This is a genomic window from Deinococcus sp. AJ005, from assembly GCF_009017495.1.
In the GTDB taxonomy this organism is placed as follows: Bacteria; Deinococcota; Deinococci; order Deinococcales; family Deinococcaceae; genus Deinococcus.
This window is the reverse complement of sequence record NZ_CP044990.1, coordinates 16,801-41,093: the sequence shown is the minus strand read 5'-3', so window position 1 is coordinate 41,093 and position 24,293 is coordinate 16,801. Positions and strand designations below refer to the sequence as shown.

At 63.3% G+C, this 24,293-nt stretch carries 22 protein-coding genes, 3 tRNA genes and 2 pseudogenes; 14 read left to right on the top strand and 13 right to left on the bottom strand.

Features of this window, described 5'->3' with window-relative positions:
- Positions 1 to 112: 112 nt before the first annotated feature.
- The 4 genes from DAAJ005_RS02280 (at position 113) to DAAJ005_RS02265 (ending at position 3,523) form a co-directional block, all read left to right on the top strand.
- Positions 113 to 1,303, top strand: a complete 1,191-nt coding sequence (locus tag DAAJ005_RS02280; RefSeq protein ID WP_151845718.1) for a glycine C-acetyltransferase — start codon at positions 113 to 115, stop codon at positions 1,301 to 1,303.
- Between the two features lie 11 nt (positions 1,304 to 1,314).
- Positions 1,315 to 1,692, top strand: coding sequence for a GNAT family N-acetyltransferase (locus DAAJ005_RS02275; RefSeq protein WP_151845717.1), 378 nt, complete (start codon positions 1,315 to 1,317; stop codon positions 1,690 to 1,692).
- Between the two features lie 43 nt (positions 1,693 to 1,735).
- A complete protein-coding gene (gene ubiE, locus DAAJ005_RS02270; RefSeq protein ID WP_151845716.1) occupies positions 1,736 to 2,464 on the top strand; it encodes a bifunctional demethylmenaquinone methyltransferase/2-methoxy-6-polyprenyl-1,4-benzoquinol methylase UbiE in 729 nt (242 codons plus the stop codon).
- Positions 2,465 to 2,530: 66 nt separating this feature from the next.
- Complete coding sequence (locus tag DAAJ005_RS02265; protein ID WP_226342526.1) at positions 2,531 to 3,523, top strand: LysM peptidoglycan-binding domain-containing protein; 993 nt, start codon at positions 2,531 to 2,533, stop codon at positions 3,521 to 3,523.
- Positions 3,524 to 3,583: 60 nt separating this feature from the next.
- On the opposite strand, the gene DAAJ005_RS02260 is transcribed toward DAAJ005_RS02265, so the two are convergent.
- Positions 3,584 to 4,705 (bottom strand): oxidoreductase, encoded by a 1,122-nt coding sequence (locus DAAJ005_RS02260; protein ID WP_151845715.1) that lies wholly within the window; start codon positions 4,703 to 4,705, stop codon positions 3,584 to 3,586.
- Between the two features lie 368 nt (positions 4,706 to 5,073).
- Here DAAJ005_RS02260 and dnaK point away from each other — a divergent pair, with 368 nt between their 5' ends.
- The 4 genes from dnaK to DAAJ005_RS02240 all read left to right on the top strand — a co-directional run bounded on the left by dnaK (position 5,074) and on the right by DAAJ005_RS02240 (position 9,004).
- A complete protein-coding gene (dnaK, locus tag DAAJ005_RS02255; RefSeq protein WP_151845714.1) occupies positions 5,074 to 6,975 on the top strand; it encodes a molecular chaperone DnaK in 1,902 nt (633 codons plus the stop codon).
- A 102-nt stretch (positions 6,976 to 7,077) separates the two neighbouring features.
- Positions 7,078 to 7,743: a nucleotide exchange factor GrpE gene (locus tag DAAJ005_RS02250; RefSeq protein WP_151845713.1), complete on the top strand. Its 666-nt coding sequence runs from the start codon at positions 7,078 to 7,080 to the stop codon at positions 7,741 to 7,743.
- A gap of 46 nt (positions 7,744 to 7,789) precedes the next feature.
- Positions 7,790 to 7,960, top strand: a complete 171-nt coding sequence (locus tag DAAJ005_RS02245; RefSeq protein ID WP_051655237.1) for a VF530 family protein — start codon at positions 7,790 to 7,792, stop codon at positions 7,958 to 7,960.
- Between the two features lie 105 nt (positions 7,961 to 8,065).
- A complete protein-coding gene (locus tag DAAJ005_RS02240) occupies positions 8,066 to 9,004 on the top strand; it encodes a DnaJ C-terminal domain-containing protein (protein ID WP_151845712.1) in 939 nt (312 codons plus the stop codon).
- Positions 9,005 to 9,067: 63 nt separating this feature from the next.
- Here the strand turns inward: DAAJ005_RS02240 and DAAJ005_RS02235 are convergent, their stop codons facing one another.
- The 5 genes from DAAJ005_RS02235 to mqnP form a co-directional block, all read right to left on the bottom strand.
- On the bottom strand, positions 9,068 to 10,738 hold the full coding sequence (locus DAAJ005_RS02235) for a sensor histidine kinase (RefSeq protein WP_370519750.1): 1,671 nt from the start codon (positions 10,736 to 10,738) through the stop codon (positions 9,068 to 9,070).
- Between the two features lie 70 nt (positions 10,739 to 10,808).
- Positions 10,809 to 11,486 carry a response regulator transcription factor gene (locus tag DAAJ005_RS02230; protein ID WP_010887388.1) on the bottom strand — a complete coding sequence of 226 codons (678 nt, stop codon included), beginning with the start codon at positions 11,484 to 11,486 and terminating at the stop codon, positions 10,809 to 10,811.
- Positions 11,487 to 11,693: 207 nt separating this feature from the next.
- A complete protein-coding gene (locus tag DAAJ005_RS02225) occupies positions 11,694 to 12,125 on the bottom strand; it encodes a hypothetical protein (RefSeq protein WP_192930830.1) in 432 nt (143 codons plus the stop codon).
- 40 nt (positions 12,126 to 12,165) lie between these two features.
- On the bottom strand, positions 12,166 to 12,513 hold the full coding sequence (locus DAAJ005_RS02220; protein ID WP_151845710.1) for a hypothetical protein: 348 nt from the start codon (positions 12,511 to 12,513) through the stop codon (positions 12,166 to 12,168).
- A complete protein-coding gene (mqnP, locus tag DAAJ005_RS02215) occupies positions 12,495 to 13,379 on the bottom strand; it encodes a menaquinone biosynthesis prenyltransferase MqnP (protein WP_192930829.1) in 885 nt (294 codons plus the stop codon). The genes DAAJ005_RS02220 and mqnP overlap by 19 nt, the downstream gene beginning before the upstream one ends.
- An 85-nt stretch (positions 13,380 to 13,464) precedes the next feature.
- Here mqnP and DAAJ005_RS02210 point away from each other — a divergent pair.
- The 3 genes from DAAJ005_RS02210 (at position 13,465) to DAAJ005_RS02200 (ending at position 13,790) form a co-directional block, all read left to right on the top strand.
- Positions 13,465 to 13,541, top strand: a tRNA-Pro gene (locus tag DAAJ005_RS02210).
- Positions 13,542 to 13,577: 36 nt separating this feature from the next.
- Positions 13,578 to 13,651, top strand: a tRNA-Gly gene (locus DAAJ005_RS02205).
- 62 nt (positions 13,652 to 13,713) lie between these two features.
- Positions 13,714 to 13,790 (top strand) — tRNA-Arg (locus tag DAAJ005_RS02200).
- Between the two features lie 81 nt (positions 13,791 to 13,871).
- Here DAAJ005_RS02200 and DAAJ005_RS02195 read toward each other — a convergent pair.
- The 6 genes and pseudogenes from DAAJ005_RS02195 to DAAJ005_RS02170 all read right to left on the bottom strand — a co-directional run.
- Positions 13,872 to 14,096 (bottom strand): tyrosine-type recombinase/integrase, encoded by a 225-nt coding sequence (locus DAAJ005_RS02195; RefSeq protein ID WP_151845708.1) that lies wholly within the window; start codon positions 14,094 to 14,096, stop codon positions 13,872 to 13,874.
- 3 nt (positions 14,097 to 14,099) lie between these two features.
- Positions 14,100 to 14,549 carry a hypothetical protein gene (locus tag DAAJ005_RS02190; protein ID WP_192930828.1) on the bottom strand — a complete coding sequence of 150 codons (450 nt, stop codon included), beginning with the start codon at positions 14,547 to 14,549 and terminating at the stop codon, positions 14,100 to 14,102.
- Positions 14,550 to 14,585: 36 nt separating this feature from the next.
- Positions 14,586 to 15,233: a hypothetical protein gene (locus tag DAAJ005_RS02185; protein ID WP_151845706.1), complete on the bottom strand. Its 648-nt coding sequence runs from the start codon at positions 15,231 to 15,233 to the stop codon at positions 14,586 to 14,588.
- Positions 15,234 to 15,389: 156 nt separating this feature from the next.
- On the bottom strand, positions 15,390 to 17,795 hold the full coding sequence (locus DAAJ005_RS02180) for a DUF927 domain-containing protein (protein WP_151845705.1): 2,406 nt from the start codon (positions 17,793 to 17,795) through the stop codon (positions 15,390 to 15,392).
- 276 nt (positions 17,796 to 18,071) lie between these two features.
- A pseudogene (locus DAAJ005_RS02175) lies at positions 18,072 to 19,001 on the bottom strand (transposase).
- A pseudogene (locus DAAJ005_RS02170) lies at positions 18,920 to 19,840 on the bottom strand (IS630 family transposase); the annotation flags it as partial. The pseudogenes DAAJ005_RS02175 and DAAJ005_RS02170, both read right to left, overlap by 82 nt.
- Before the next feature lie 140 nt (positions 19,841 to 19,980).
- Between DAAJ005_RS02170 and DAAJ005_RS02165 the strand changes: the two are divergent.
- Positions 19,981 to 20,262, top strand: a complete 282-nt coding sequence (locus DAAJ005_RS02165) for a hypothetical protein (protein ID WP_151845704.1) — start codon at positions 19,981 to 19,983, stop codon at positions 20,260 to 20,262.
- Between the two features lie 134 nt (positions 20,263 to 20,396).
- The gene (locus DAAJ005_RS02160) at positions 20,397 to 20,672 is read left to right on the top strand and encodes a hypothetical protein (RefSeq protein WP_151845703.1); all 276 of its coding nucleotides are present in this window, start codon (positions 20,397 to 20,399) and stop codon (positions 20,670 to 20,672) included.
- Between the two features lie 266 nt (positions 20,673 to 20,938).
- On the opposite strand, the gene DAAJ005_RS02155 is transcribed toward DAAJ005_RS02160, so the two are convergent.
- Positions 20,939 to 21,910 carry a phosphotriesterase gene (locus DAAJ005_RS02155; protein WP_151845702.1) on the bottom strand — a complete coding sequence of 324 codons (972 nt, stop codon included), beginning with the start codon at positions 21,908 to 21,910 and terminating at the stop codon, positions 20,939 to 20,941.
- 222 nt (positions 21,911 to 22,132) lie between these two features.
- On the opposite strand from DAAJ005_RS02155, the gene DAAJ005_RS02150 reads away from it, so the two are divergent.
- Positions 22,133 to 23,824 (top strand): long-chain-fatty-acid--CoA ligase, encoded by a 1,692-nt coding sequence (locus DAAJ005_RS02150; protein ID WP_151845701.1) that lies wholly within the window; start codon positions 22,133 to 22,135, stop codon positions 23,822 to 23,824.
- Positions 23,825 to 24,293 lie beyond the last annotated feature (469 nt).

The following is a 24,293-nucleotide window of genomic DNA, read 5'->3' as shown; positions in this document are numbered from 1 at the left end:
TTCCTCATGCCGACTCTGGCCGGTCAGGGCGAGGAATCTCAAGGAGACTGACGCTGGCCCTCCGTGCCCTGCATACGGACAGGGATGTGGGCAGCCCTCTAGACTCCGGGGTATGACCATTTCACTTTCCGAGCGGCTAAGCGCCGAACTCTCGGGTCTGCGCGACAGCGGACTCCTGATCAAGCCACGTGTGCTGGACAGGGCCAACCGCGCCCGCACGCGCGTAGATGGCCGCGAGGTGGTGAATCTGGCGAGCAACAACTACCTGGGCTTTGCCGATCACCCCCGTCTCAAGGAAAAGGCCGCCGCCTACCTGCGCGAGTGGGGTGTGGGGGCCGGGGCAGTGCGGACCATTGCTGGAACGCTGCGGATTCACGAGGAACTGGAGCAGCAACTGGCTGCTTTTAAGCACACCGGCAGCGCGCTGGTGCTGCACAGCGGCTTTACCACCAATCAGGGAGTGCTGGGCACCCTTCTTAAAGAGGGCGATCTGGTGATCAGCGACGCACTGAACCATGCCAGCATCATCGACGGGCTGCGGCTGACCAAGGCCACCAAGAAGGTCTACCAGCACGCCGATGCGGACGATCTGGAGCGGCTGTTGCAGGAAAATGAGACGGACGGCCTGAAACTGGTGGTCACCGACGGCGTCTTCAGCATGGACGGCGATCTGGCCCCGCTGGATAAGTTGATCGCGGTGGCCCGCAAGTACGGCGCGGTGACCTATGTAGACGACGCCCACGGCAGCGGCGTGATGGGCAAGGACGGGCGCGGCACGGTGCATCACTTCGGTTTTGAGAACGCCGACGACGTGATTCAGGTGGGCACCCTGTCCAAAGCCTGGGGCGGCGTGGGCGGGTACGCCGCCGGGCACGCGGACCTGCGCGAACTGCTGATCAACCGCGCCCGCCCCTACCTGTTCTCCACCGCGCAGCCCCCTGCGGTGGTGGGCGGTCTGGTGGCCGCCATAGAAGAGGTGCAGCGCGACCCCACGCTGATGCGGCGGCTGTGGGACAACACGCACTACTTCAAGGCCGAGCTGGCCGGACTGGGCTTCGACACCATGGGCAGCGTCACGCCCATCACGCCCGTTCTCTTTGGTGAACCGGAAGCAGCGTTCGAGGCCAGCCGCCTGCTGTTCGAGGAAGGTGTTTTTGCCGTGGGTCTGGGCTTTCCCACCGTGCCGCGCGGCAGCGCCCGCATCCGCAACATCGTGACCGCCGAGCATACGCGCGCCGATCTGGATCAGGCGCTGTCGGCCTACGAGAAGGTGGGCCGCAAGCTGAAGGTGGTCGGGATCTGACCGACTACCGCGTGCGCCAAACGCCTGACTTTACCGCGCTGGGTCAGCTTCGGCAGGCAGCCTGGGGCGGCCAGGATGATGGTCAGCGGTGGCAACCCGTCCTCGAACGCAGTTTGACCTGGATCACCGCTTTCGACGGCGAGACTTTAGTGGGCTTCGTCAATATGGCGTGGGACGGCGGCGTCCACGCCTTTTTGCTGGACACCACCGTTCACCCGGAGTGGGCGAGGCGCGGGATTGGCACGGAGCTGGTGCGGCGGGCAGCGGCAGCGGCGCGCGAACACGGCGGGCTGGAATGGCTGCATGTGGACTACACACCCCATCTGACCGGCTTTTACGAGGGTTGCGGTTTCGCTTCCACGCCAGCAGGACTGCTGAAACTGAATTGACCCTTCCCCTTTCTCCCCTTCCCGCCCGGCTATCATCCTTGACATGACCGCTGCGCCGAAAAAACCCTCCGTGGGTGACAAACAGGACAAGGGCGGCGACGTGCAGGCCATGTTTGCCGACATCGCTCCACGCTATGACCTGCTCAACCGCGTTCTCAGTCTGGGCGTGGACCGGGGCTGGCGGCGTGAGGCCGCGCGTGAGGCGCTGGCGTTTGCCCCTGCACGGGTGTTGGACGTGGCGACGGGAACGGCGGACTTTGCGCTGGAACTCAAGCACCGCGCGCCCCAGTCGGAAGTGATCGGCAGCGATTTCGTGCCGCAGATGCTGGAAATCGGGCGGACCAAGGCGGCCTCACGGCACCTCGACATTCGTTTAGAGGAAGGCGACGCCCTGAACCTACCCTACCCGGACGGCAGTTTCGACAGCGTGACCTGCGCCTTCGGCTTCCGCAATTTCGCCGACTATGCGCGCGGCCTCTCGGAATTCTGGCGGGTGCTGGCTCCGGGCGGGCGGGCCGTGATTCTGGAGTTTCCACCGCCCCGCGCCGGGCTGTTCGGCAGCCTCTTCCGTTTTTACTTTCAGCATGTCCTGCCGCGCATCGGCGGCCTGATCAGCGGCAACGCGGGTGCGTACACCTACCTGCCCGAGAGCGTGCTGGCCTTTCCGCCGCCCGAACGCTTGGCCGATCTGATGCGTGCCACGGGCTTCCGCACGCGCTTCCGCCTGCTGAGTTTTGGCATTGCGGCCATTCATGTGGGAGATAAACTATAGAACAGGTCTGACCGTCAGATGCGGGAAATTTGATGGTCCAATGCCCCATCCGGCAGAGTTCTTCACATGCCCTTAACCCGCCACGGTTTATGGTGGCGGGGAATGATCGAGCAACTGCACAGGCCAGCGTCCAGGCCCTCTCCCCTGCTGCGGCGCTGGCTGCTGGGCGCGGTTCTGCTTGGGCTGGCGGTCACCCCGGCTGGGGCCGCCTCGACACAGACCTACACGGTGAAAAGCGGTGACACGCTGTTCGGTGTGGCCCAGAAGGCGGGCACCTCGGTTCCGGCATTGCTGAAACTCAACGGGCTGAGCGGGACGGCGCTGCGGCCAGGGCAGGTGCTGAAATTACGTCCGGCCTCAAGTGCGCCCGTGAAGCCGTCTCAGAATGCGGTAGTCCAGAAAGCAGTCGTTCCCAAGCTGCCGCCGCTGCCACCCGCCACGCCGCGCCCCGATCAAGCCAAGGTTAGGGGTCCCTCGAAATGGCAGACCCCTCCCCCGGCCACCGTGACCAGTTTCATCGGCTGGGCACTGCCCGGTCTGGATTCCCCGCTGGGAGACGCGCTGCCGATCCGCACCTACCTGCCGGGCCTGGGCTTCAGTTTGCAGACGTACAACAACTGCGGCCCCAGCGCGCTGTCCTCGGTGCTGGGTTTTTACAAGGTGCAGATCGGCCAAAATATCATCCAGCGCACCGCGCGCCCGGACGGCGGATACATGCAGATCAGCGCCATCGCCCCGGAACTCCAGAAATTCAAACTCCGCACGCTGACGGTGCGCGGCGGCCATCTGTCACAGATCAAGCGGCTACTGGCGCTGGGCATTCCGGTGATCGTGCTGCAATGGTACGAACGCCCCGGCGAGGTCCCGCACTTCCGCGTGGTGCGCGGCTACGACGAGCAGGCCGGGCTGGTGTGGGTCAGCGACAGCATGGTGGGACCGCTGGCCTACCTGAGCTACCACAGCTTCAACGCCCTATGGAACACCCAGTCGCGGCAGATGTTCCCGGTCTACCCAGAGGGGTACGACAAGCTGGTGCGGCGGCTGGTGGGCCAGGGCTGAGGGACGGCACCCACAGTTCCGAAATTTAGCCCTGGATTCCTCCTGCCGCACGCCGCACCTTCAGACCCGGAACGTCACCCCGGTCAGTTCCTCGGAAGCCTTCCACAACTGCCGGGCGGTCTCGGTGTCGTGCGAGCGGGCGTTGGACTGTACGAGCTGCGGATGGCCCGCGATCTCGGCCAGCCCGGACGGCCCGAAGAACTCGCCGCCCTCCACCCCCAGCGCAGTCGCCGCGTACATGCTGGGCAGCGCGCCCATTTCCTGCGTCTGAGCCAATTTGCCCATCAGACCGTCGTTGCCGCCCTCACCCTGCAAACCCGTGGCCGCGTAGCCGGGATGGGCCGCCACCGCCACCGTGGATTTCCCCGCCGCCTGCAACCGCCGCTGCAACTCGTAGGTAAACAGCAGATTGGCAAGCTTGCTCTGGCCGTAAGCGGGCATGGGTTTGTAGTCGCGCTCTTTCCAGTTCAAGTCATCAAAATCGATCTTCCCGAAGCGGTGCGCGATGCTGCTCAGGTTGACCACCCGCGCGTCAGGGGTGGCGTTCAGCACGTCGATGAGCTGCGCGGTCAGGGCAAAGTGGCCTAGGTGATTGACACCGAACTGCGTCTCGAAGCCCTGCGCGGTCTCGCCCTGCGGCGGCACCATGATGCCCGCGTTGTTGACCAGCAAATCCAGGCGCTCGAACCTGCTCTTGAAGTCGTCGGCAAACACCCGCACCGAATCCAGATCGCCTAGGTCCAAGGACATGGGGATCACCTTGCCAAGCGGACCTGTCGCCAGAATGCGGGTAGCAGCGGCCTCGGCCTTCTGCGCGTTGCGGCAGGCCATGACCACGGTTGCGCCGTGCTGGGCCAGCGCGCGGGCCGTTTCGTAGCCCAGTCCACTGTTGGCCCCAGTGACGATGGCAACCCTGCCACTCTGATCGGGCATGTCGGTCTCGGACCAGTCACTCTGTTTGCGGCCACGGGCGAAATAGGCCAGCGGGCCGATGAAATTGAGGAACAGCACCGCGCGCCAGCCCGCCTGTGTGCCGTTGAGCTGATCCGGCTGACGGCGGCTGAGGTCCAGCCACGCAGCGGCGAACAGCCCTGCCTGCACGGTTCCGGCGACGACAATGGCGGTTTTCTGGAGGGCGCTGAGGTTGTTCCAGCGGCGAATGGACTTGTGCTGTATTTGCATGTGAATCTCCTGTCTGGAGCGAGCGTAGCGTGCGCCAGGTGGAGTGAAGGTAACGGGGCGCGGGACCAGTCTTTCCCCTGCTCTGGCTGCAAGCAGACGATGGCAGCGAGTTCGACTCAACTCCTGAATTGGATATGTGCCTCCACCCAGAAGAGGACTGCGCCCCGCCTTGGCTGGCATCTTCCTGCTGTCACTGCCGCCGATTTCCCGGCAGCCGCCCTTCAGTCTGTCTTAAACTTGAGCGTATAGCACTCAAGTCTATTGACTCTGATCAACTGTAGCGTTATGCTGTTGGAAGTTTCAGAACTGTTGCCCCTGCGGCGGCAGAATCTTACACTTTGTAGAAATACATCCAAGGAGTCAAACACATGGCTAAAGCTGTTGGGATCGACCTGGGCACCACCAATTCCGTTATTTCTGTCATGGAGGGCGGACGCCCCGAAGTGATCGTGAACTCTGAGGGCGCGCGCACCACGCCGTCCGTCGTGGCCTACAAGGGCGACGAGCGTCTGGTGGGCCAGATTGCCCGCCGTCAGGCCGCGCTGAACCCCGCCGCAACGTTGTTTGAAGTCAAGCGCTTCATTGGCCGCCGCTGGGATGAGGTCAAGGAAGAAGCCGGACGCAGCCCCTTTCACGTCAAGGAAGGCGAGGGCGGCTCGGTGCGGATTGAAGTGAACGGCAAGGACTACGCCCCCGAGCAGGTCAGCGCGGAAGTGCTGCGGAAGCTGGTGGCCGACGCCAGCGCCAAGCTGGGCCAGAAGATCACCGACGCCGTGATCACGGTGCCCGCTTACTTTGACAACAGCCAGCGTGAAGCCACCAAGCAGGCCGGGGAAATCGCGGGCCTGAACGTGCTGCGCGTGATCAACGAACCCACCGCCGCCGCACTGGCCTACGGCCTGGAGCGCAAGGGCAACGAGACCGTGCTGGTCTTTGACCTGGGGGGCGGCACGTTTGACGTGACCATCCTGGAACTGGGCGACGGCGTGTTTGAAGTGAAATCCACCGCCGGGGACACCCACCTAGGCGGCGCGGACTTCGATCACCGAATTGTGGACTGGCTGGCCGGGGAGTTCGAGAAGGAGCATAAGTTCGATCTCCGCAAGGACAAGCAGGCCCTCCAGCGTCTGATCGAGGCCGCCGAGAAGGGCAAGATCGAGCTGTCCAACGCCACCGAAACGGCCATCAGCCTGCCCTTCATCACCTTTGACCCGGAAACGCGCACCCCGATGCACCTGGAGCGCACGCTGACCCGCGCCAAGTTCGAGGAACTGACCGCCGACCTGCTGCGCCGCGTGCGCCAGCCCGTCGAGCAGGCCCTCAAGGACGCCAAGCTGGACGCCAGCAAGATCGACGAGGTGATTCTGGTGGGCGGCAGCACCCGCACCCCCGCCGTCAAGCGCATCGTGCAGGAACTGATCGGCAAGACCCCCAACGAGTCCGTCAACCCTGACGAAGCGGTGGCGCTGGGCGCTGCGGTGCAGGCAGGCATCATCCAGGGCGACTCCAGCCTGGGCGACATCGTGCTGGTGGACGTGACCCCGCTGACGCTGGGCGTGGAAGTCAAGGGCGGCATGATCGCGCCGATGATCACCCGCAACACCACCGTTCCCGCCAAGAAGACCGAGATCTACACCACCGCCGAGAACAACCAGCCGGGCGTGGAAATCAACGTGTTGCAGGGCGAGCGCCCGATGGCGAACGACAACAAGAGCCTGGGCCGCTTCAAGCTGGAAGGTATCCCCCCCATGCCCGCTGGACGTGCACAGATCGAAGTGACCTTCGACATTGACGCCAACGGCATCCTGCATGTGACCGCCAAGGAAAAGAACAGCGGCAAGGAATCCAGCATCCGCATCGAGAACACCACCACGCTGGACAAGAGCGATGTGGAGAAGATGGTCAAGGAAGCTGAGGAAAACGCCGTGGCCGACAAGGCCCGCCGCGAGAAGGTCGAGAAGCGCAACAACCTCGACAGCCTGCGTGTTCAGGCGCTGGGACAGATCGAGGAAAATGCCTCTGCCCCGCAGGATGCCAAGGACAAGCTGAAGGCTGCCGCCGATCAGGCCGAGGAAGCCGTCCGCAACGACGACGACACCCAGATTGCCGACGCCCAGAAGAAGCTGGAAGAGGAACTGCGCGAGTTCATGACTGCCAACCAGAACGCGGCTCAGGGCCAGCCCGAGGGTCAGGACGGCGGCGTGAATATGGGCAAGGACAAGGCCGAGGATGACGACGTGATCGACGCGGATTTCAAGCCCGCGCCCTGAGCGCACCCCAGGCAATAACCCCACAAACAATCAGGGAGAGGGCGGCTAAAGCAGCCCCTCTCCCTTATCCTTAAACCGATGTTCAGAAAACGAGGTCCCAAGATGACAGACAACGACACTAAGAACGGCGCGACGCCCGAAACCGAAATGGATACTGCCGAGAACCTGAAATTCACCCCCGTCAAGGACGACAAGACCATCGACATGGATGGCGACATTGTGGACGCTGACCTGCTGGATGAAGACGGCGAGGCCACCGACTTCGCGGGCTTTCCCGGCATGGACGAGGGCATGATGGCCCAGGTGCAGGAAATGATGGGCAAGCTGGAGCGCGTGGAAGTTCTGGAAAAGGAAAACGCCGATCTGAAATTCAAGCTGGGGCGTCTGGCCGCCGACTTTGACGGCTACCGCACCCGCACGGGCCAGGACCTCGAAGTCGCCGAAGACAAGGGCGTTTCCAAGGCTGCCGAGCAACTGATGCCCGTCTATGACGATCTGGAACGTGCCCTCACGATGGGATCGGAAGACCCCGCCAAGCTGATTCCTGGCGTCAAGGCCGTGCAGAGCAAGGTGCTGACCATCTTTTCCAAGCTGGGTCTGGAACTGACCGGCCAGGAAGGCGAACACTTTGACCCCCAGTGGCACGAGGCGCTTCAGGCCGTCCCCGGCGACGAGGATGACAGGATCGTGCAGGTGTTTCAGGCAGGCTTCCGCATGGGTGACCGGCTGGTACGCCCGGCCCGCGTCGTCGTGAGCCGCAAGGGTTGAGCGCGTGACCTCCTCCGATCCCCTGCACGGCGTCACGTTGCAGCTCATGCTGGAGCGCCTGCACGACGCTTACGGCTGGGAGGAACTGGCCCACCGCGTCCCGATCAACTGCTTTTCGTCCAACCCCAGCATTCAGAGCAGCTTGAAATTTCTGCGCCGCACACCCTGGGCGCGGGCGAAGGTGGAGGGGCTGTATCTGGAACTTGTGAGTGTCTAAGGTCTGAAGGTCAAAGGGTCTGAGAGTTAAAAGACTATCTCCCCGCCCAGCTTCTTTGACTCTTAGACCCTCAGACTCTTGACCCTTAGACACGCCGGAGGCGCTATGGCCTACAAAGATTATTACGATGTGCTGGGCGTCTCCCGTGGGGCGTCCGATGCGGATATCAAGTCGGCCTACCGCAAGGGGGCCAAGCAGTATCACCCCGACAAGAATGCAGGAGACGAGAAATCCGCTGACCGTTTCAAGGAAATCGGCGAGGCGTATGCCGTCCTGAGTGACCCTGAGAAGCGCAAGGTCTATGACCAGTTCGGCCACACTGGGCAGGTGCCGCCGGGCTACGGCGAGGGCGGCGGCTTTCCCGGCGGCGGCAATTTTCAGGGCGGCGACTTCGCCGGATTCGATCCGGGGCAGTTCAGCGACTTCTTCCAGGGCTTGTTCGGTCAGGCAGCGCGCGGGCGCGCGGGTGCCGGGGGGATGGGCGGCATGCCCGGCGGGCAGCAGGTCAATATTGAAGACCTGCTGGGCGGTCTGGGCGGGGTAGGGCAGGGGCGGAGATTTGTGCAGAACGTGGAAGGCGAGTTGCAGGTCACGCTGGCAGAGGCGTTTACAGGCAGCGACGAGGTGATCAACGTGGACGGCAAGCGCCTGAGCCTGCGCGTTCCGGCGGGCACGCGCGACGGCGCACGGCTACGGCTGGCCGGGCAGGGGCCAGGGGGCGGCGACGTGCTGCTGACCATCCGCGTGCTGGAGGACGCCCGCTTCGATCTGGACGGCGATCACCTGACCACCACTACCGACGTCCCTGCCCCGCTGGCCGCGCTGGGCGGCGACATCAGCGTGCAGACCCTGGGCGGGCGCGGCAACCTAAGCATTCCCCCCGGCAGCAGCGGGGGCCGCCGCATGAGATTGCGTGGCCAGGGCTGGCCTAAAAAGGACGGCACGCGCGGCGATCTGTACGTGCGTCTGAACGTGACCGTGCCTGCCACCCCCAGCGATGAGGAAAAGGAACTGTACCGCAAGTTGCGGGAGTTGCAGAAGTAGGGGTTTCAAAACTGGAATGGGGAAGCAGTGCAATTCGCTTCCCCATTCCGCTTATCTGCCCACCTACGGCACGTCCTCGTCATCCAGAATCGGCACGTCACCCACGGGCAACTGTACGTGTGCCGCCGTCCCCTTGCCCACCTCGCTCTCCAGCCAGATGCGGCCCCCGTGCGCCTCCACGATGCCGCGCGCGATGCTCAGGCCCAGGCCCGCGCCGCCCACATCGCGGCTGCGGCTGTCTTCCAGACGGTAGAAACGGTCAAACAGACGGTCCAGTTGGTCCCCAGGAATACCGGGGCCGTCGTCGGTCACGCTCAGGCGCACCTCGGTGCCGTCCTCTTCCGGCTGGCTGCTCAGGGTGATGGTCCGCGCCCCGGCCTTGAGGGCGTTGCTGACCAGATTGATGATCACCTGCTTGAGGCGGTCACTGTCGCCCTCGAAGGTCACGTCCTGCCCGGCCACCGGCAGGCGCGAGTTCTGGGCTTGGGCCAGCGGCATCAGCTCACGGGCAATTTCGGCCAGAAACAGGCCCGACAGGATCGGATCGCGGGCCATCACCAGCGCGCCGCTGTCACTGCGGGCCAGTTGCAGCAGGCTGGCGATCAGGTTGGTCAGCCGCTCGGACTCGCTGCGGATGATCTTGAGGCTTTCCTGCTGCTGTCCGCTGGGACTGGTGCGGCGCAGCAGATAGCTGGCGTGGCCGCTGATGGCGGTGACCGGCGTTCGCAGTTCATGGCTGGCGTCACTGGTGAACCTGCGCTGGGCCTCGAAACTGTCTTCCAGGCGGCCCAGCATGCTGTTCAGCGCCCCGGCCAGCGCCTGCACCTCGTCCCCCGTTTCGGGTTCGGGCACGCGCTCGGTCAGGTTCTGTCCGCCGATGCCCTCGGCGGCGCGCTGCACCAGCCCCAGGGGTCGCAGCGCCCGCCCCGCCAGCAGGTAAGCGCCCACCCCCGCTGTGATCAGGCCCGCTAAAAAGAGCAGCACAATGACGTTCCGCAGGTCCGCCAGCGTGTGCTGGATGTCGTCCAGACTACGCCCCACGTACGCGATGGTCAGCGTCTCGTTGCTGCCTGGCAGCCCCAGCGGCGAGGGTTGCAGGGACAGCGGGGCCAGCCGCACCAGCACGCGCATGGGCGTGGGCTTGTCGCGGTACGCCTCCTGCACGTCCTGATCGATCAACAACTGGCCGTCCGGCGAGTTGATCAGCTCGGCCAGTTGTTCGTCAGACAGCGTGATGGGCTTCGTGCGGTCAATCCCAGTGGAATCGCGCGTCTGAGCGCGCAGAGAATTGAGGGCATCAAGCAGACTCTGGCGTTGGGCGGACGTGGTTGCCTGGTCAAGCTGGGCACCCAGACCCGGCAGATCATAGAAGGTCAGCCGCTCGACTTGAAAGGCGTAATTGGGAAACTGGTAGCGCACGCCCAGCAGATCACCCCCCTCGTCCCGGTTGTCGGTGTTGAAGGGCGACAGATTCTGAGACGGTAAAAACTGCACGAACTGGCCGTAAATGGTCACAAGATCGCGGTTGACGCCAGTGAGCAGGTTGTTCCGCATGATCAGCAGCGTGGTGGCGGCCACGGTGGTCAGCAGCACAGCCAGCAGCGCCGTGTAGAACTGGGTCAGCCGCCAGCGCAGGGTTTTGCGGCGGTGGATTCCCGAACTGGCGGGCGCAGCTCCCCCCCTGACCATGCGGGCGGCCCCGACGGACGGATGTGGCAACGAAGGAACCCTCACGCCCGGCAGTGTAGCGGTCAGGCGTGAGGGTCAGGAGAATAAGAGGCTGAGAGGTTCTGGTAAAGCGGGATTATTCCTCGCGTAGCACGTAGCCCACGCCACGCACAGTATGGATCAGACGACGCTCGCCGCCCTCCTCCAATTTGCGGCGCAGGTAGCCGATGTAGACGTCCACCACGTTGCTGCCCCCGGTGTATTCGGGCCAGACCTTTTCCTCGATCTCGAAGCGGGAGAAGACCTTGCCGGGGTTGCGGGCCAGCAGTTCCAGCAGCTCGAACTCCTTGGCCGACAATTCCACACGCCGCCCGCCCCGAAAGATCTCGCGCCCGTCAAGGTTCATGACCAGATCGGCCACCCGGACCTCGCCGGTCACGGCAGGATTGACCCGGCGCAGGTGGGCGCGCACGCGGGCCAGCAGCTCCTCGATGGAAAAGGGCTTGATCAGGTAATCGTCCGCGCCGGAATCCAGCCCCTCAACCTTGTCCTGAATGCCGTCCTTGGCGGTCAGGATAATGATCGGGGTGTTGCTGGTCTTGCGAATGCGCCGGGCGACTTCCAGGCCGTCCAGCACAGGCAGCATCAGGTCCAGAATCACCAGATCGGGGTTGACTTCGCGGAATTTGGACAGGCCGGTCACGCCGTCGAAGGCAACTTCGGTGGCGTAGCCTTCTGCGGCCAGTTCGAGTTCGATAAAGCGGGCGATATCTTTTTCATCCTCGATCACGAGGACAAGAGGCTTGCGTTCCATACCGCCAGTCTAGGGAGCGTTCTCATGAGAATACGCGAGAGGTGCTTAATCGGCTTTCATCCGGCTCTGGTGATTGATCAGTTGCCAGAAGCACATCTCCCGCCAAGCCAACTGAATTCATCAACCTTTAGAGACGGTCCAGGATGATCCGGCGCAGCCTGAAAAGCACTCCCTGATGCCTGTGACGGCTGGCCACCACTGCATGGATCAGACCACAAACCCATGCAGTGGCGCGAGCGTTCTAAAGGTGATCCACTGGCCGGGGGTGACCTGGGGTAGTTCTCCGAAGGCCGCCAGCACCAGCGGCAGCCGCGCCTGAACCACCCATGCCTTGCCCACAGTGTGGGTGATCTGTCCACAGCCCGCCAGCGCCGAGACGCCCTGCACACTCAGGACTTCACGGTGTTCAGTGCCAGCCAGCAGTTCTACCGAGTCCGCCTCCAGCACGCCGTGGACCACCACCCGCGCCTTACCGGGCTGGGCCGAGTAGGGGCCGCTGCGGTCAAACAGATACAGCACCCGGCCTCCGGCCACGAACTCCAGCAGCGGACTGCCCTCGGGCTGCGGGTAGATCAGGCCGTGGGCGGCGTGGGATGCGTAACGCGCCGCGAAGTCCCGCTCGGAGCTTTCCAGCGTCAACGGTTCCTCCAGCGCAGTCGGAGGGGAAACGCGGCGTCGGTCATGCCGGGGATTCTAGCGGACAGACCGTTTCTCCAGGGTCCAGCCGCTCCTCCAGCAGACCCAGCGTGGGGTACGGAGCGTTCCCGTCCAGTTCGTTCTCAGTCAGCCGGTCCAGCAGCGCGTCGGCCCGCTCCAGCGCGAAGGTTCCCTCCACCTCGCGCAGAATGTGGATGAGGACTAGGCCGTGCAGCCGCTCCAGCAGCGCCCAGCCCCGACTCCCACCCGCCTGAAGATCACGGGCGCGGGCCAGCAGCGTCAGCGCCAGCCGCTCGTCGCCATCTGCAAACGCCTGTGCAGCCTCTAAAGGAATGAAGCCCAGATCGGATTTCAGGTCAGCGTGCGCCACGTCACGTCCACGATTACCCCGGCCAGCATGGTCAGGGCCAGCCACATGTTGGCGTCGAAAAAGGCCACGTTGACCCGACCCAGATCGTTGGGGTTGATAATGCGGTGTTCGTACAGCAAGATCGCGCCCATCGCCACGGCGGCCAGGTAATACCAGCCACTGGCCCCGGCCACCACGCCCACCAGCAGCAGCAGCGCGAAGGTCAGCGCGTGGCTGGCGGCGGCAATCTTCAGGGCGCGTGGAATACCGAAACGGGCGGGAATGCTCTTGATCCCGTTGTTCACGTCAAAATCCCGGTCCAGCGTGCCGTAGATCACATCTAGGCCGATCATCCAGAAAATGACCACGGCCCACAGCACCCAGGCAGTGGGCGCAAAGTGGCCAGTCACGGCGACATATCCTCCTGCCGCCGCCGCGCCGTCAGTGACGCCCAGCCACGCGTGGCACAGCCAGGTGTATCTCTTGGTGTAAGGGTAGCCGATCAGGAATACCACCGCCAGCGGCAGCAGCGCCAGGCACAGCGGATTGAGCTGCGCCGCCGCGAAGGCCATGACCGCCAGACTGACGCCCACCAGCGCCCACGCCTGGGCCGGGCTGACCTTGCCCGCCGGGACCTCACGCCCCGCCGTGCGCGGATTGCGGGCGTCGATGGCGCGGTCGATCACGCGGTTTGCGCCCATCGCCGCCGTGCGAGCCGCCGCCATCGCCACCGTGACCCAGATCACCACGCCCAGACCGGGCCAGCCGGTGCCATTTTGCGTCATGCTCGCCAGCAACATCCCCGCATACGCGAAGGGCAGGGCAAACACAGTGTGTTCAAATTTCACCAGATCCAGATAGGTTTTCAGACGCGGGGCCACACTCATGCTGGGGGCAGCATACGCCTGCTGGCTTACCTCTGGACATTGTGGGCCTGACATTTGCTATAGTGCCGCCTGCGCGTGGAAGTGTCGAGGCGTAGCGCAGCTCGGTAGCGCACTTGGTTTGGGACCAAGGGGTCGCTGGTTCGAATCCAGTCGCCTCGACCACATGTTTCCCGTTTCCCAGCGGGCCACGCGCAATGGGCGAGATTGGTGTAGTGGTAGCACAGCAGCCTTCCAAGCTTCTGGCCTCGGTTCGAATCCGTGATCTCGCTCCACACCCAATACAAGGCTCCCCCTGCGGGAGCTTTTGCCCTTTCACAGACCTGTAGCGCCGTACGCACCCCTAGCTCAGTTGGATAGAGCAACCGCCTTCTAAGCGGTCGGTCAATGGTTCGAGTCCATTGGGGTGCACCACAAAAAGGCCGTCCAGGACGGCAAGCGTAGAAAGAGACCCCAGGGCTGAACAGGCCTCCTGGGGTCTCCGACTGTAGTGGATCAGTCCAGAGGATCTGGCGGCGTCGCAAACAGGTCGATGACGTGCGCCCGGTCCTCGCTGGGCAGTACGTGGCGGTAGATGTCGTTGGTGATCGACACCTTGGCGTGTCCCAGACGTTTGCTGACCACCGCGAGCGGGACCCCACGGCGCAGCGCCAGCGTGGCGTAGGTGTGCCTCAGATCATGGGGCGCGATCCTGGGCAGCGCGGTCCCATCTGCGTGCAACGCCTAAAGCGCCGCCCTCAGTTCGGGGTAGGAGATCCACCAGTGTCCGGGAACGGCGCTCGCACCTTTCTGGCTCCAGTCGTTCAGCCGGCCCAGGGCGCGGTTGATATTGTCGGGGTGCGTGATCTTGCCCTCGGCCGTCGCAAACACCGGGCCGTCCACTATCCAGGGCAGGCCCAGGACGCTGCGCTCTGCCTGCTGCTGTATCTGGTGTGCTTGCAGAAGAGTCACCAGACTGGGCGGCATGTGAATTTCTCTCAGAGCATTGCCTGTTTTCAAAGGACCGACCCTGGCTCCCCCCTTGTGCCCGGTCACCTGCTGCTGGATATTCAATATGCCTTCTTTAAAGTCCACGTCGTTCCAGGTGAATCCCAGAGCCTCGCCACGCCGCAGACCCACACTGACCGCCGCGAACAGAGCCGGCCACAGGCGGGAAATTCCAGCCTGCCACAACAGCGTCCCCAGAGCATGGAATTTCGCCAGTTGTGCCTACTCCAGGACCCGGCCCTTCGCGGCGATGGCAGGTTGGGGTGCGCGCTCGCGTTTGACGCCATTCATAGGCGACACTTTGATGGTTCCGTCAAGCACCGCCTCGGCGAACACGGCGCGCAGCCGGATCACGACCTTGCTGTGCGTGCGCGGCGACATGGGCTTACCCTTGCCCAACCCAGCAGCCATCTCCTTGCGATTCAGGGCGGCCACGAGGTCTTTGAGGGTGGCAGTTGAGACTTTCTGAATCCGTTGCTGGCCGATCACAACCAGTGCGTAGTCAAGCTCCTGGCGGTAAAGGGCCAGGGTCCGGGGCTCCACCGCCTGACGACGGCGAAGCCAGATCTCGGCCTGCCGCTCCACGGTAATGGTGTCCGGTGCTTGCAGGTCACCCTCATCGTGAGCGACGAGGGCGGCTCGCATGGCCTTTTCAGCACCCGTCTTCGTCCTGGCCCGGCCGTTGAGAGTCTTGCACCGCCCGCCGACCAGCGTCTGGAGCGTGATCTGCCACCTGTATCTGCCGATGCTCTCGTCGAGCCAGACCGTTCCGCTGCCGTTGCCGCGCCCCTTGGTCCGGCGCTGTCTCTGGGTGCTGTCCAGGACGGCTGCGGCGTCATTTCTGGCCGGGCGTTTTACTTTCTTTGTCATCGTCTCTCTCCTCGCTTGGCTGAGTACATGCTTTTTGCACTCAGATCGGGGCTTACCCCGAAGCCAGTTGGGGAAACCTGGCTTTCATGGCTTGCACACGGCAATGAACCGTGTGCAAGCCTCCTTAACTGTCTCCCTTTCTCTGCAAGAGCAGGTCTAAAACAGGGTTGGTGGCAGATCTTCTTCGCGTTGTGTCCCGGCGTGTCCCTGCAGATGGGTATTGAGGGGAACAGATAGTAAGGCCGTTTCAGTCGAAGAAAAATCTGTTTCTGTACCTACGGTCTCCAGATCAGCAACGAAGAGTTGCCACTTGATATGCCAGACGTTCGCGCGTCTGGCTGCGCCGTGCACGGCACGTTTATGGGTGGTCTTGCCTTTCTCAACTGGTCCCAGGATGCCGCTGTCTTTCAAAGCTGCCCCCAGCGGTTCCCGCGTCAGGGGAAAGGAGACGCCAGTCGCTTCAGCCAGTCTGGCAATTGCTGATGTTGTGATGTCCGGATTGAGAAGCAAGCACATCTCCCCGTTGGGCAACTGGCCGATCCATCCCAGGCGCTCCGCTTTGCCATCTCTACTCAGGGGGCCCTCGTCACCGTAATAGCGCCACCCCACTTCCTCAGCGTGTTCTCTGGGCGCACCCCCAGACACAGCGTCTGCCAGATACGCCCTGCCGGAACTGAGCAAATCGTGCAACAGGTGCATAAAGCGGCGTGCCGGATCGACCTCATTGTGATAGCTGGCCTGAGAGCGGGCCACAACGCCCAGGGCGACCACAGCGCGCTGCCAAAGGGTGTCAGCCTCAAGCTCGCTGATTTCTCCCGTGGTCTGCGCGAAGGTGAGGAAAACCTGCCAACCCCGCGCCAGTTCGGCACAGATAAGGGGCGTGCGGTCGTGGCCACCTGTGAACAGCCTTGCAAGACTACGAACGGCCATCTTGTGTTCAGGGCTGCTGGTCTCCACCTCACTGTAGTGCTGAGCAATGTACTGAATAAGTCCTGCCATCGTTCCCGCATACACGCCGTCCCGTCCAAGGTCAGCCGCAGCGTAGAAAGCAGCAGATTTTTCACGGCTTCCGTCAGGAAGTCTGTACCCAAGGAGCGGCGCGCTGATGTTGACGAGCAGCGTCCGAGCCTGATCACTGTGTCCGCTGGGCCAAGTTTCGGCGGACGTCATTAGCGTGCCACGGGGAAAGTTGCTGGAGTGCAAGCCTCGCCCACTCCGATTAACGCGTGACCGACCTGCGCCGTCCGCCTGTTCCCGCACCATCCGGGAAAGCTTGCTCTTCACTTGGTCATGCGCGTCGCTTGGCTTGTAATCGTCGATGACCAGAAGTACGTCCTTCGCCAGAAACGCGAATCGCTCCAAGGCGTTGACGGTGCTTTCCCAGTTTTCAGGCATGTGATCGTGTTGCCAGACAGATCCAAAGTGGCTCAGGACCAGCGCCAGGAACGTTGTTTTGTTTGTGCCGGTACGCCCAACGGGGAAAACCGTGAAATCTCTACGTCCGAGGACTGAGCGAAATGCAGCCCCAAGAATGGAAAACCCAATCTCGTCGGGGACGAGGCTCAGCAGGTTCACAGAGGCGCGAACATTCCCCCGCAGCATCTCCTTCCGGGGTATCTGGGGTAACGCGTAGTCGGCGAGACGACCCTCCAGCTCCACTTTGATGTTGTCGATCACACCCTGAGGGCCAATCACCACGCCGGCGGACAGATAAAGCGGTCCGTACTCAGGGTGCTGCGTCCAGCCGGTGTGCAGGTAGACCGTGCAGTTAACGACGCCCAGATGATTACTCAGTTGCATGATGGCGTCACGGGTGTAATCCATGCTGCGCGCTCCCGCGAAAATGATGGCCCTGCTTCCCCAGTGTTTAATCACCCAACCCATGCTGGAAAAGTCACTGGCTGGCACATTGACGGTGGTCAGCTTATGGCCGCCCGGCACGCTCCCCGTGATCTGAAAGGTCAGTTCAGCGTCCTCGACACCGTCACTCCGGCGAATTTCCGAGGTGATTAACGCCGCGAACGTCGTCAGAGGGGACTCGACGGTCCCAATTCTGGTTTCATGGAGCCGCAACAGTTGCCCACCACGCAGGCCGTAGTCGTTGACCCAGATTTCGTCCGGTGCGTTTTTCGCTTCGAGCTCCTGAAGTGTGGCTGCGAACGTGGCGCGCGCGGCGCCCTCGTCACCAGCATGCTCCAGTATCGCGCACACACTGAAAGCGTCGTGTGGGTCCCCCGTATTCAGCGTGTCGGCAGCGTGGTACGAATACGCCCGCGCCGGGTCGTTTTCACCACCCGGAATCAGGGTCACGCCGGGCGTACCCGTGGTGCTGGTCGGCGCGGTCCAGCGGTCGATACCCTGGGCCTTATACCCGTTGCGCCCCAGCACGTCCGACAGCGAGGTTGCGGCGTTAAACACCTGCCGGACGCGATCAGTGGGGGCGACTGCACGCAGGCGCTTGGAGGCTCTGGATTGGGGCAGGGCTCTGGCCTGAGGCTGAGGCGTATTCGGGTTGGCCGCGTCCATTGTGGCTTTCAGACGATCCCAATTTTGCATGAGCATGACCAGTTCCCTGGGCAGCTCGGGTAGATCGTGATAGCTGGGCGGATCCCGTCAGACTAGGTGTACGGCTGGCCGCTGGGGTGCATGCTAGGAGGCAGCTGGTCCTGCACATTCCCTGTCCGCAACTCGAACACCGTGTACTTCTTGCCATGCTCATCTCGCCAGGTCAGCTGACATGTCTTGAGTTCCAGACCTTTGGACAGGCGGTACAGGGGTTTTTTCCGTTGAGTCCGCAAATGCAGTATTTCGACTGCAGCAACAGGTCCACGTCAATACTCAGGAGTTGCACCTTGTAGAGGGAAGTAAATAGCCGTGCTGGTGCAGAAATTCGGCGTTCTTCGAGAACAGGTGCACCAGTCGGTTGAGATGCAACTGGGGCAACACTGTAACGAGCGCCAGGAATGCACATTCCTCCAGGGTCAGCCCGTCTTGCCGATGAAGGATTCATGGTGTCCAGGCCAGGAAGACCAGCAGAATCCAACGATCCAACCCCACGGCAGTTCGCAACGCGAACTGCGCCAGGCCAAACTAATGCTTCCCTTCCTTGAAAAAGGACTCCTCGTTCCACCGCGCCTTTCCCTCGGCGATCACCTCATCTCCCTCCATCAGTTCTGAAGACACGGCATGAAAGGTTCGGTCTCCCCGGTCAAAGCGTCCCAATGTCAGCATCTCATACGGCCAATTCTTGAGTTCAACGTAACCGCCGTGTGGGCAATCCGAGACCGTGATTTCCCCTGGATGCAGGGTGCGCCGAGTGGTGCGAACGCCCACGACGAACTCAAAACCAAGCTGCCGAACCTCATCCAGGAACACAGCGGCCAGGGAGCCGCTGTCGGCGAGGACGCGGATTCGGAAACGTCGGCGAATCGAGTTGGGAACGGCTCACTTCTCCACGCTGGTCAGATCGACACTGAGCCGGAGGAGGGGGCGATGCTGTCCCTTGGCGGCCAACCGCAAGCAGTCTCATTGAGCCTGCTCCAGCAGGGTCCAGCACGCCTCGGTATCCCAGGAATATTCGTTCAAGAGGCGACTGAGCGCACTCTTACTGACCAACTCAGCGCGGTGGAGTGCCGTCTTGGTCGCCGTGTCCAGGGACATGAAGAGCGCAGCCTCCAGGCTGCGCTGCTGATACGACGTGGCGGGGACGGCCAGGAACTCATCTGCCAGAATGCGGACGCGCTCCCCCGGAATCTGTGACTTTGACATTCCCAGATTCTCTCGGCTGGGAGCGCTTTGCGGTCAGTTATGCAGGTGCATCTCCTGAGACAGACGCACCTCAGCGCCTTCGTTTTGTGAATGCTGGCGTTGTCGAGGATCACCGTGACCTTCCCAGCCACATGTCGAAGCAGGTGGGTCAGGAACTGGATGACCTGAGTGCCTTTGATGGCGGCCTAATGAGTCTGCTGTAAGAACTGGCCTGCCGTCGTGATCGCCCCAATCGTCGAAACCTTGTCCCAATTGGTTTTGGCGTCGAGCACCGGGCTCTGTCCACACGGCGCCCAGGTCCGCGATACCGTGGGTTTCAAGCTGAAACCCACTTCGTCTAGAAAAGCAAGCGTTTCTCCGTCTTCCATCTTTTTTTCGAGCTCAGGCACCACGGTTTCGATCCAAGCGATGACCACTTCTTGATCTTGTTCTGCTGCCCGCTTCGTCGGTTTTTGCCGTGAGAATCCCCATGCATGGAGCAAGCGACTCAAGTGATCCACGTGGTACCTGACGTCAAATTTCAGGCCGATGGCTTTCCGCACTCGGGGACAGGTCCAGCGTTGGTCGGGGGAAAGGTGTGGATCAGGCCCTGCTTGCAGCAGCGCCATCACATCCGCGATCTGCTCATCCGGGAGACGTCTGGGCGGGCCTGAGCCAAAGGTCGCTTCCAGTGAACCTTGGTCACGCAGTCGTTGACGCCATTTTCGGACGGTGCTGGAACCTACGCCGCAGAGCTCAGCGAGCTGTGCGGAACTGAGCTTGTCCTCTCGGATGTAAGGTTCCGCGAACAAACGCCGTTCCTCCAGTTGGGAACGGGTCAGCCTTTCAGGTTGCCAAATCTGTGGCATGGCTGCAGGGTAAGCTGTTCCCAAATTACGCAGGTATCAATAAACAGCGCGCCGCCCCCATATCTGAGGGTGGCGCGCTCGCGATTGCACACAGGACGCTGCCCTTCACAGTGGCGCCTGAGGGGCAGGCCATGAAGCACGCGCGGCAGTTTGAGTACATCGTCATCGACACTGGGCCGCGCTCCAGTGTCGACGAACTGCGCGACCTCGTTGGCGGCTGTGACCTGCTGGTGCTGCCCATCAGTCCTGAAACCATGAGCCTGGATGCTCTGCTACAGACGCCCGAAGCCCTGCACGGCATCGGCGGAACGTACCGCATCCTGCTCACCCTGGTGCCGCCATCACCATCCCGGGAGGGGCGGACGCTACTGGAGACAGATGGCCTGCCAGTGATGCGCTCGTCCATTCGGTAGACTGTGGCGTTCCGGCACGCGAGCGCGCAGAGGGTGCCGGTCTACACCCTCAAAGGGCAGCGCTCAGCGAAACTGGCATGGTTGGACTACGACCGCGCCGCGAACGAGATCGTCGCAGCAGTCGGGAGCAAGGCATGACCAGCAGCAAGTATGCGGCGCTGAAGTTGATGAGAGAACGCCACCCCCAGGAAGCGGCGGACCAGGCCGTGACCACAGTGCCAAAAGCGCCAGAGGAGCCACGCCGCCGGGTGGGCCGACCACCCGGCAAGCGCTCGAACCCTGACTACCAGCAAGTGACTGTGTTGCTCCACGGCCAGACTTACCTAGAAGCGCGCAAACGCCTGCTGGACGAGCGCAAGGAGGCCAGCACACTGATCAACGAACTCCTGGACGCCTGGCTCAAAGGTTGAAGGTACAGAATTTTCCACAGATGAAATGGCATACAGATATTCAGTCCCACGCTGAGAATGCTCCGTACTGGAGCGGCATCCTCAGCACCGGGCTGAACAGCCTTCAGTGACTGATAGCGTCTGCTTGTCGGCCTCGTCTCTCACTCCGCCGCGCCGCGCACCAGCGCAGTGACCTCAGACGTGGGGGGCCGTGCAGCGGCTGGGCTTGCTCCCCGCACCACCATCACTGGCCTAGCTGGCCCGCCTGGTGTGTCTCCCCATGCCGCCTATCCGAAGACGCGTGCGGGGTTTTTGACCGTCATCTGGTCGATCTGCTGCTGTGAAATGCCGCGCCGCAGCAGTTCGGGCAGGATGTCATCCATTAGGTGCAGGGGATGCCAGTCCTTGATGGCGGGCAGGATGGCTTCCGGCATCGGGAGCGGGCGGCCCAGCCAGTGCCAGATGGTGTCGTGCGACAGCAGGATGTGCCCGGCGTGCCCGTCGCCCAGCAGCGCCTCCAGCACCCGCAGGCGGTCCGTGTCCATCGGCGTGCCCACCAGACCCTGCAACCCAAGCCGGTCAAAGGCGATGTTGACGCCGTGTTTCAGGGTTTCGCGGTGGTAATCCGGGTCCGTGTTGCCATCCATGTGGCCGATCATGACGCGCCCCGGATCAGCGCCCTCGCCCACCAGCAGTTCGGCCTGCTGCGGTCCCTGGCGGCCCTCCTGGGTGTGGGTGATGATCGGCACGCCCGTCTCGCGCTGTACGCGGGCTGCCGCCCGGAAAAAGACCCGCTCGTATGGACTGATCTCGTCGCGGCTGCTGGCCAGCTTGAGAACCCCCGCCCGGATGCCCGTCGTCCCGATGCCGTCCGTGACCTCACGCAGCATCATCTCGTAGACTTCAGAGAAGCCGTCGGTCAGCGAAAAACGGAACTTGAAATAGGCGGTGGCCCCCTCGCCCTCATAGTAAAAGCCGCTGGAACACAGGATATTCAGGCCGGATCTTTCACTGACCTCGCGCAGAAAGGCGGGGTTGCGTCCGCACTCGTTGGGCGTGGCGTCCACGACGGTCTGCACGCCACGCGAGCGCAGGGTCCCGGCCACCCGCACACACTCGTCCAGCGCGGCGGCGTGGTCAAACACGCCCAGGGTCACGTCCCCCTGATAGCCGGGATAGCCGAAGATGACGTGTTCGTGCGGCAGGGTGAAGCCCAACTGATCGGCGGAAATGGGGCCAGTCACGGTCTGTGCGGTCATGCAGAACTCCTTTGCGCGGCAGAGATACAGGGTGGGAAGGAACCGGCCAGACAGACGCGTCCATCTGGCGGGAAGCTGGATTGAAGATGACCCATCATGGCCGGGCACGCGCCCCCACGTCAAACTTCTCTGCTGGCATAGGGTAGATTGAACACCGTCTTCAACGTCAAAAATTCGTGGCAGCGGCTGCCGTCCGCGCTGGCCGTTCAGGGGGAACAGCACATGACCCAGTCCTCATCCGCCCGCCCTACTCAGCCGCTCAGCCCCAGCACCCGCTCCTGGCCGCCCGGACAGCCCTTCAGTCTGGACGTGCCGCAGACCAGTCTGTACGACAACCTGCGGGTGTCGGCCCAGCGTTATCCCGACAAGGTGGCCCTGTGGTACTACGGACGCGAGGTGCTGTACCGCGAACTGCTGGCCGAGGCCGATGCGCTGAGCGGTCATCTGGCGGCAGCGGGCGTCGGGCATGGTGACCGCGTGCTGATCGCCATGCAGAACAGCCCACAGTGGGTGGCGGCGGCGCACGCTACCTGGCGGCTGGGCGCGGTGCTGGTGCCACTGCCGCCCATGCTCAGACCAGACGAGTACCGCTACTTTCTGGAGGACGCAGGCGTCACCGTTGGTGTGGTGGGGGGCGAACAGTACGCAGACGTCAAGGCAGCGGGGCTGGCACACGCCGTCGTCGCGGATCTCTCGGAAGGCACCACTCTGCCCCTGCCCACCGGACTGGACACCCGTCCCGAACTCCAGCCCGGGGACGTGAGCTGGCAGACCGCCCTGCGCGCTTCCCCCGCACCTGAGGCTGAAGTGGGTACGCAGGATCTGGCGGCGCTGCCCTACACCAGCGGCACCACCGGCAAACCCAAGGGGGCCATGCACACGCACGGCAGCGTGCAGGCCAACGTGACCGGCAGCGCGGTCATGCGCGGCGCGAACCCCGCCGACGTGTTGCTGATGACCCTGCCATTGTTTCACGTCTCGGCGTTCGTCCACGACATGCTGATGGGCCTGTACCTGGGCAACCGGGTGGTCATGATGGCCCGCTGGGACAAGGCGCTGGCCCGCGAGCTGACGCGCACCCAGGGCGTGACCGTGTGGTTCGCCATCACGACGCTGGTGGTGGACCTGCTGAGCCTGCCTGATTTGTCGGCTGCCGACATGCCCACGCTGCGGATGATCGTGGGCGGCGGCGCGGCCATGCCCGAAGCCCTGGCCCGGCAACTGCGTGACCTGATCGGCCTGACCTTCGTGGAGGGCTACGGCCTGACCGAGACCATCTCGCAGAGCCATTTCAATCCCATGAACCGCCCCAAACTGCAATGCCTGGGCCTGCCGGTCTTCGACGTTGACTCCCGCATCGTGGACCCGGAGTCAGGACAGGAAGTCCCACAGGGCGAGGTGGGGGAGATCGTGACGCGCGGACCGCAGGTATTCCAGGGCTACTGGAACCGCCCGGAGGCGACAGCGGAGGCGTTTCTGGAGCTGGGCGGCCAGCACTTTTTCCGCACCGGGGACTTGGGATATGTAGACGCCGAGGGGTATTTCTTCTTCGTCGACCGGCTCAAGCGGATGGTCAACGTGGGCGGTATGAAGGTCTGGCCCGCCGAGGTGGAGGCGCTGCTGCACGCCCACCCCGCCGTGCAGGAAGCCTGCGTGATCGCGGTGCCGGACACGCGGACCGGCGAGCGGGTCTGCGCGGTCATCGTGCCGCGCCCCGGCCAGCACCCGGACGAGGCAGCCCTGATCGGCTGGGCACGCGAACACATGGCCCACTACAAGGCCCCCCGCGAGGTCCGGTTCGTGGACGCTTTGCCACGCGGCGCGACCGGCAAGGTGGCGTGGCGCAGTTTGCAGGAAGAGGCAACGTTGGAGGTAGAGACGCGTGGAGGGTGGCCAAGGGTGTCTTTGTCCTGACTGCAAGGCCCGCCAATGAAGCCCAGGGGACCCAACACGGCCCCAGGCCAAATTCTGGTACCCACCACCCGCGTCCTGGGAGAGATCCTGGCTGCCGGCGCACTGCCCACCCCTGAGCTGATCGACACCCTGAACGGGGCCAGTGCCGCCGAAGTCCTCGGCGTGACGCAGCGCAGCCACGCTGTGCTGCGGGCCATGCGCGGCGACGCGCCGAGCCTACCGCAACTTCGCCCGCAGCCGGGTGCTGGACACCCGCACGGCTTTTCTGGAGCGTTTGGGCGCGTGGTACGGCCTGGAAGCCCAGAGTGCCGGGACCTGCGCGCTGCGTGGCAACCTAAACATGCTGCTCGGCACCTGGGATCTAGCGATCAGCGCCGGCGTTGCCCGGTCCACCCGGGCCTGCTCAACTGGCATCCTGGAGACCCTGGCCCAGGGCGCGTGCGCGATCTGCCCCATGTGCATGGACGAC

Excerpts from the sequence above, each read along its gene's own strand:
- DAAJ005_RS02280 (WP_151845718.1), top strand. The coding sequence starts at position 113 with ATGACCATTTCACTTTCCGAGCGGCTAAGCGCCGAACTCTCGGGTCTG.
- ubiE (WP_151845716.1), top strand. The coding sequence starts at position 1,736 with ATGACCGCTGCGCCGAAAAAACCCTCCGTGGGTGACAAACAGGACAAG.
- DAAJ005_RS02265 (WP_226342526.1), top strand. The coding sequence starts at position 2,531 with ATGCCCTTAACCCGCCACGGTTTATGGTGGCGGGGAATGATCGAGCAA.
- DAAJ005_RS02260 (WP_151845715.1), bottom strand. The coding sequence starts at position 4,705 with ATGCAAATACAGCACAAGTCCATTCGCCGCTGGAACAACCTCAGCGCC.
- dnaK (WP_151845714.1), top strand. The coding sequence starts at position 5,074 with ATGGCTAAAGCTGTTGGGATCGACCTGGGCACCACCAATTCCGTTATT.
- DAAJ005_RS02250 (WP_151845713.1), top strand. The coding sequence starts at position 7,078 with ATGACAGACAACGACACTAAGAACGGCGCGACGCCCGAAACCGAAATG.
- DAAJ005_RS02245 (WP_051655237.1), top strand. The coding sequence starts at position 7,790 with ATGCTGGAGCGCCTGCACGACGCTTACGGCTGGGAGGAACTGGCCCAC.
- DAAJ005_RS02240 (WP_151845712.1), top strand. The coding sequence starts at position 8,066 with ATGGCCTACAAAGATTATTACGATGTGCTGGGCGTCTCCCGTGGGGCG.
- DAAJ005_RS02230 (WP_010887388.1), bottom strand. The coding sequence starts at position 11,486 with ATGGAACGCAAGCCTCTTGTCCTCGTGATCGAGGATGAAAAAGATATC.
- mqnP (WP_192930829.1), bottom strand. The coding sequence starts at position 13,379 with ATGAGTGTGGCCCCGCGTCTGAAAACCTATCTGGATCTGGTGAAATTT.
- DAAJ005_RS02185 (WP_151845706.1), bottom strand. The coding sequence starts at position 15,233 with ATGACAAAGAAAGTAAAACGCCCGGCCAGAAATGACGCCGCAGCCGTC.
- DAAJ005_RS02180 (WP_151845705.1), bottom strand. The coding sequence starts at position 17,795 with ATGCTCATGCAAAATTGGGATCGTCTGAAAGCCACAATGGACGCGGCC.
- DAAJ005_RS02165 (WP_151845704.1), top strand. The coding sequence starts at position 19,981 with ATGAAGCACGCGCGGCAGTTTGAGTACATCGTCATCGACACTGGGCCG.
- DAAJ005_RS02160 (WP_151845703.1), top strand. The coding sequence starts at position 20,397 with ATGACCAGCAGCAAGTATGCGGCGCTGAAGTTGATGAGAGAACGCCAC.
- DAAJ005_RS02155 (WP_151845702.1), bottom strand. The coding sequence starts at position 21,910 with ATGACCGCACAGACCGTGACTGGCCCCATTTCCGCCGATCAGTTGGGC.
- DAAJ005_RS02150 (WP_151845701.1), top strand. The coding sequence starts at position 22,133 with ATGACCCAGTCCTCATCCGCCCGCCCTACTCAGCCGCTCAGCCCCAGC.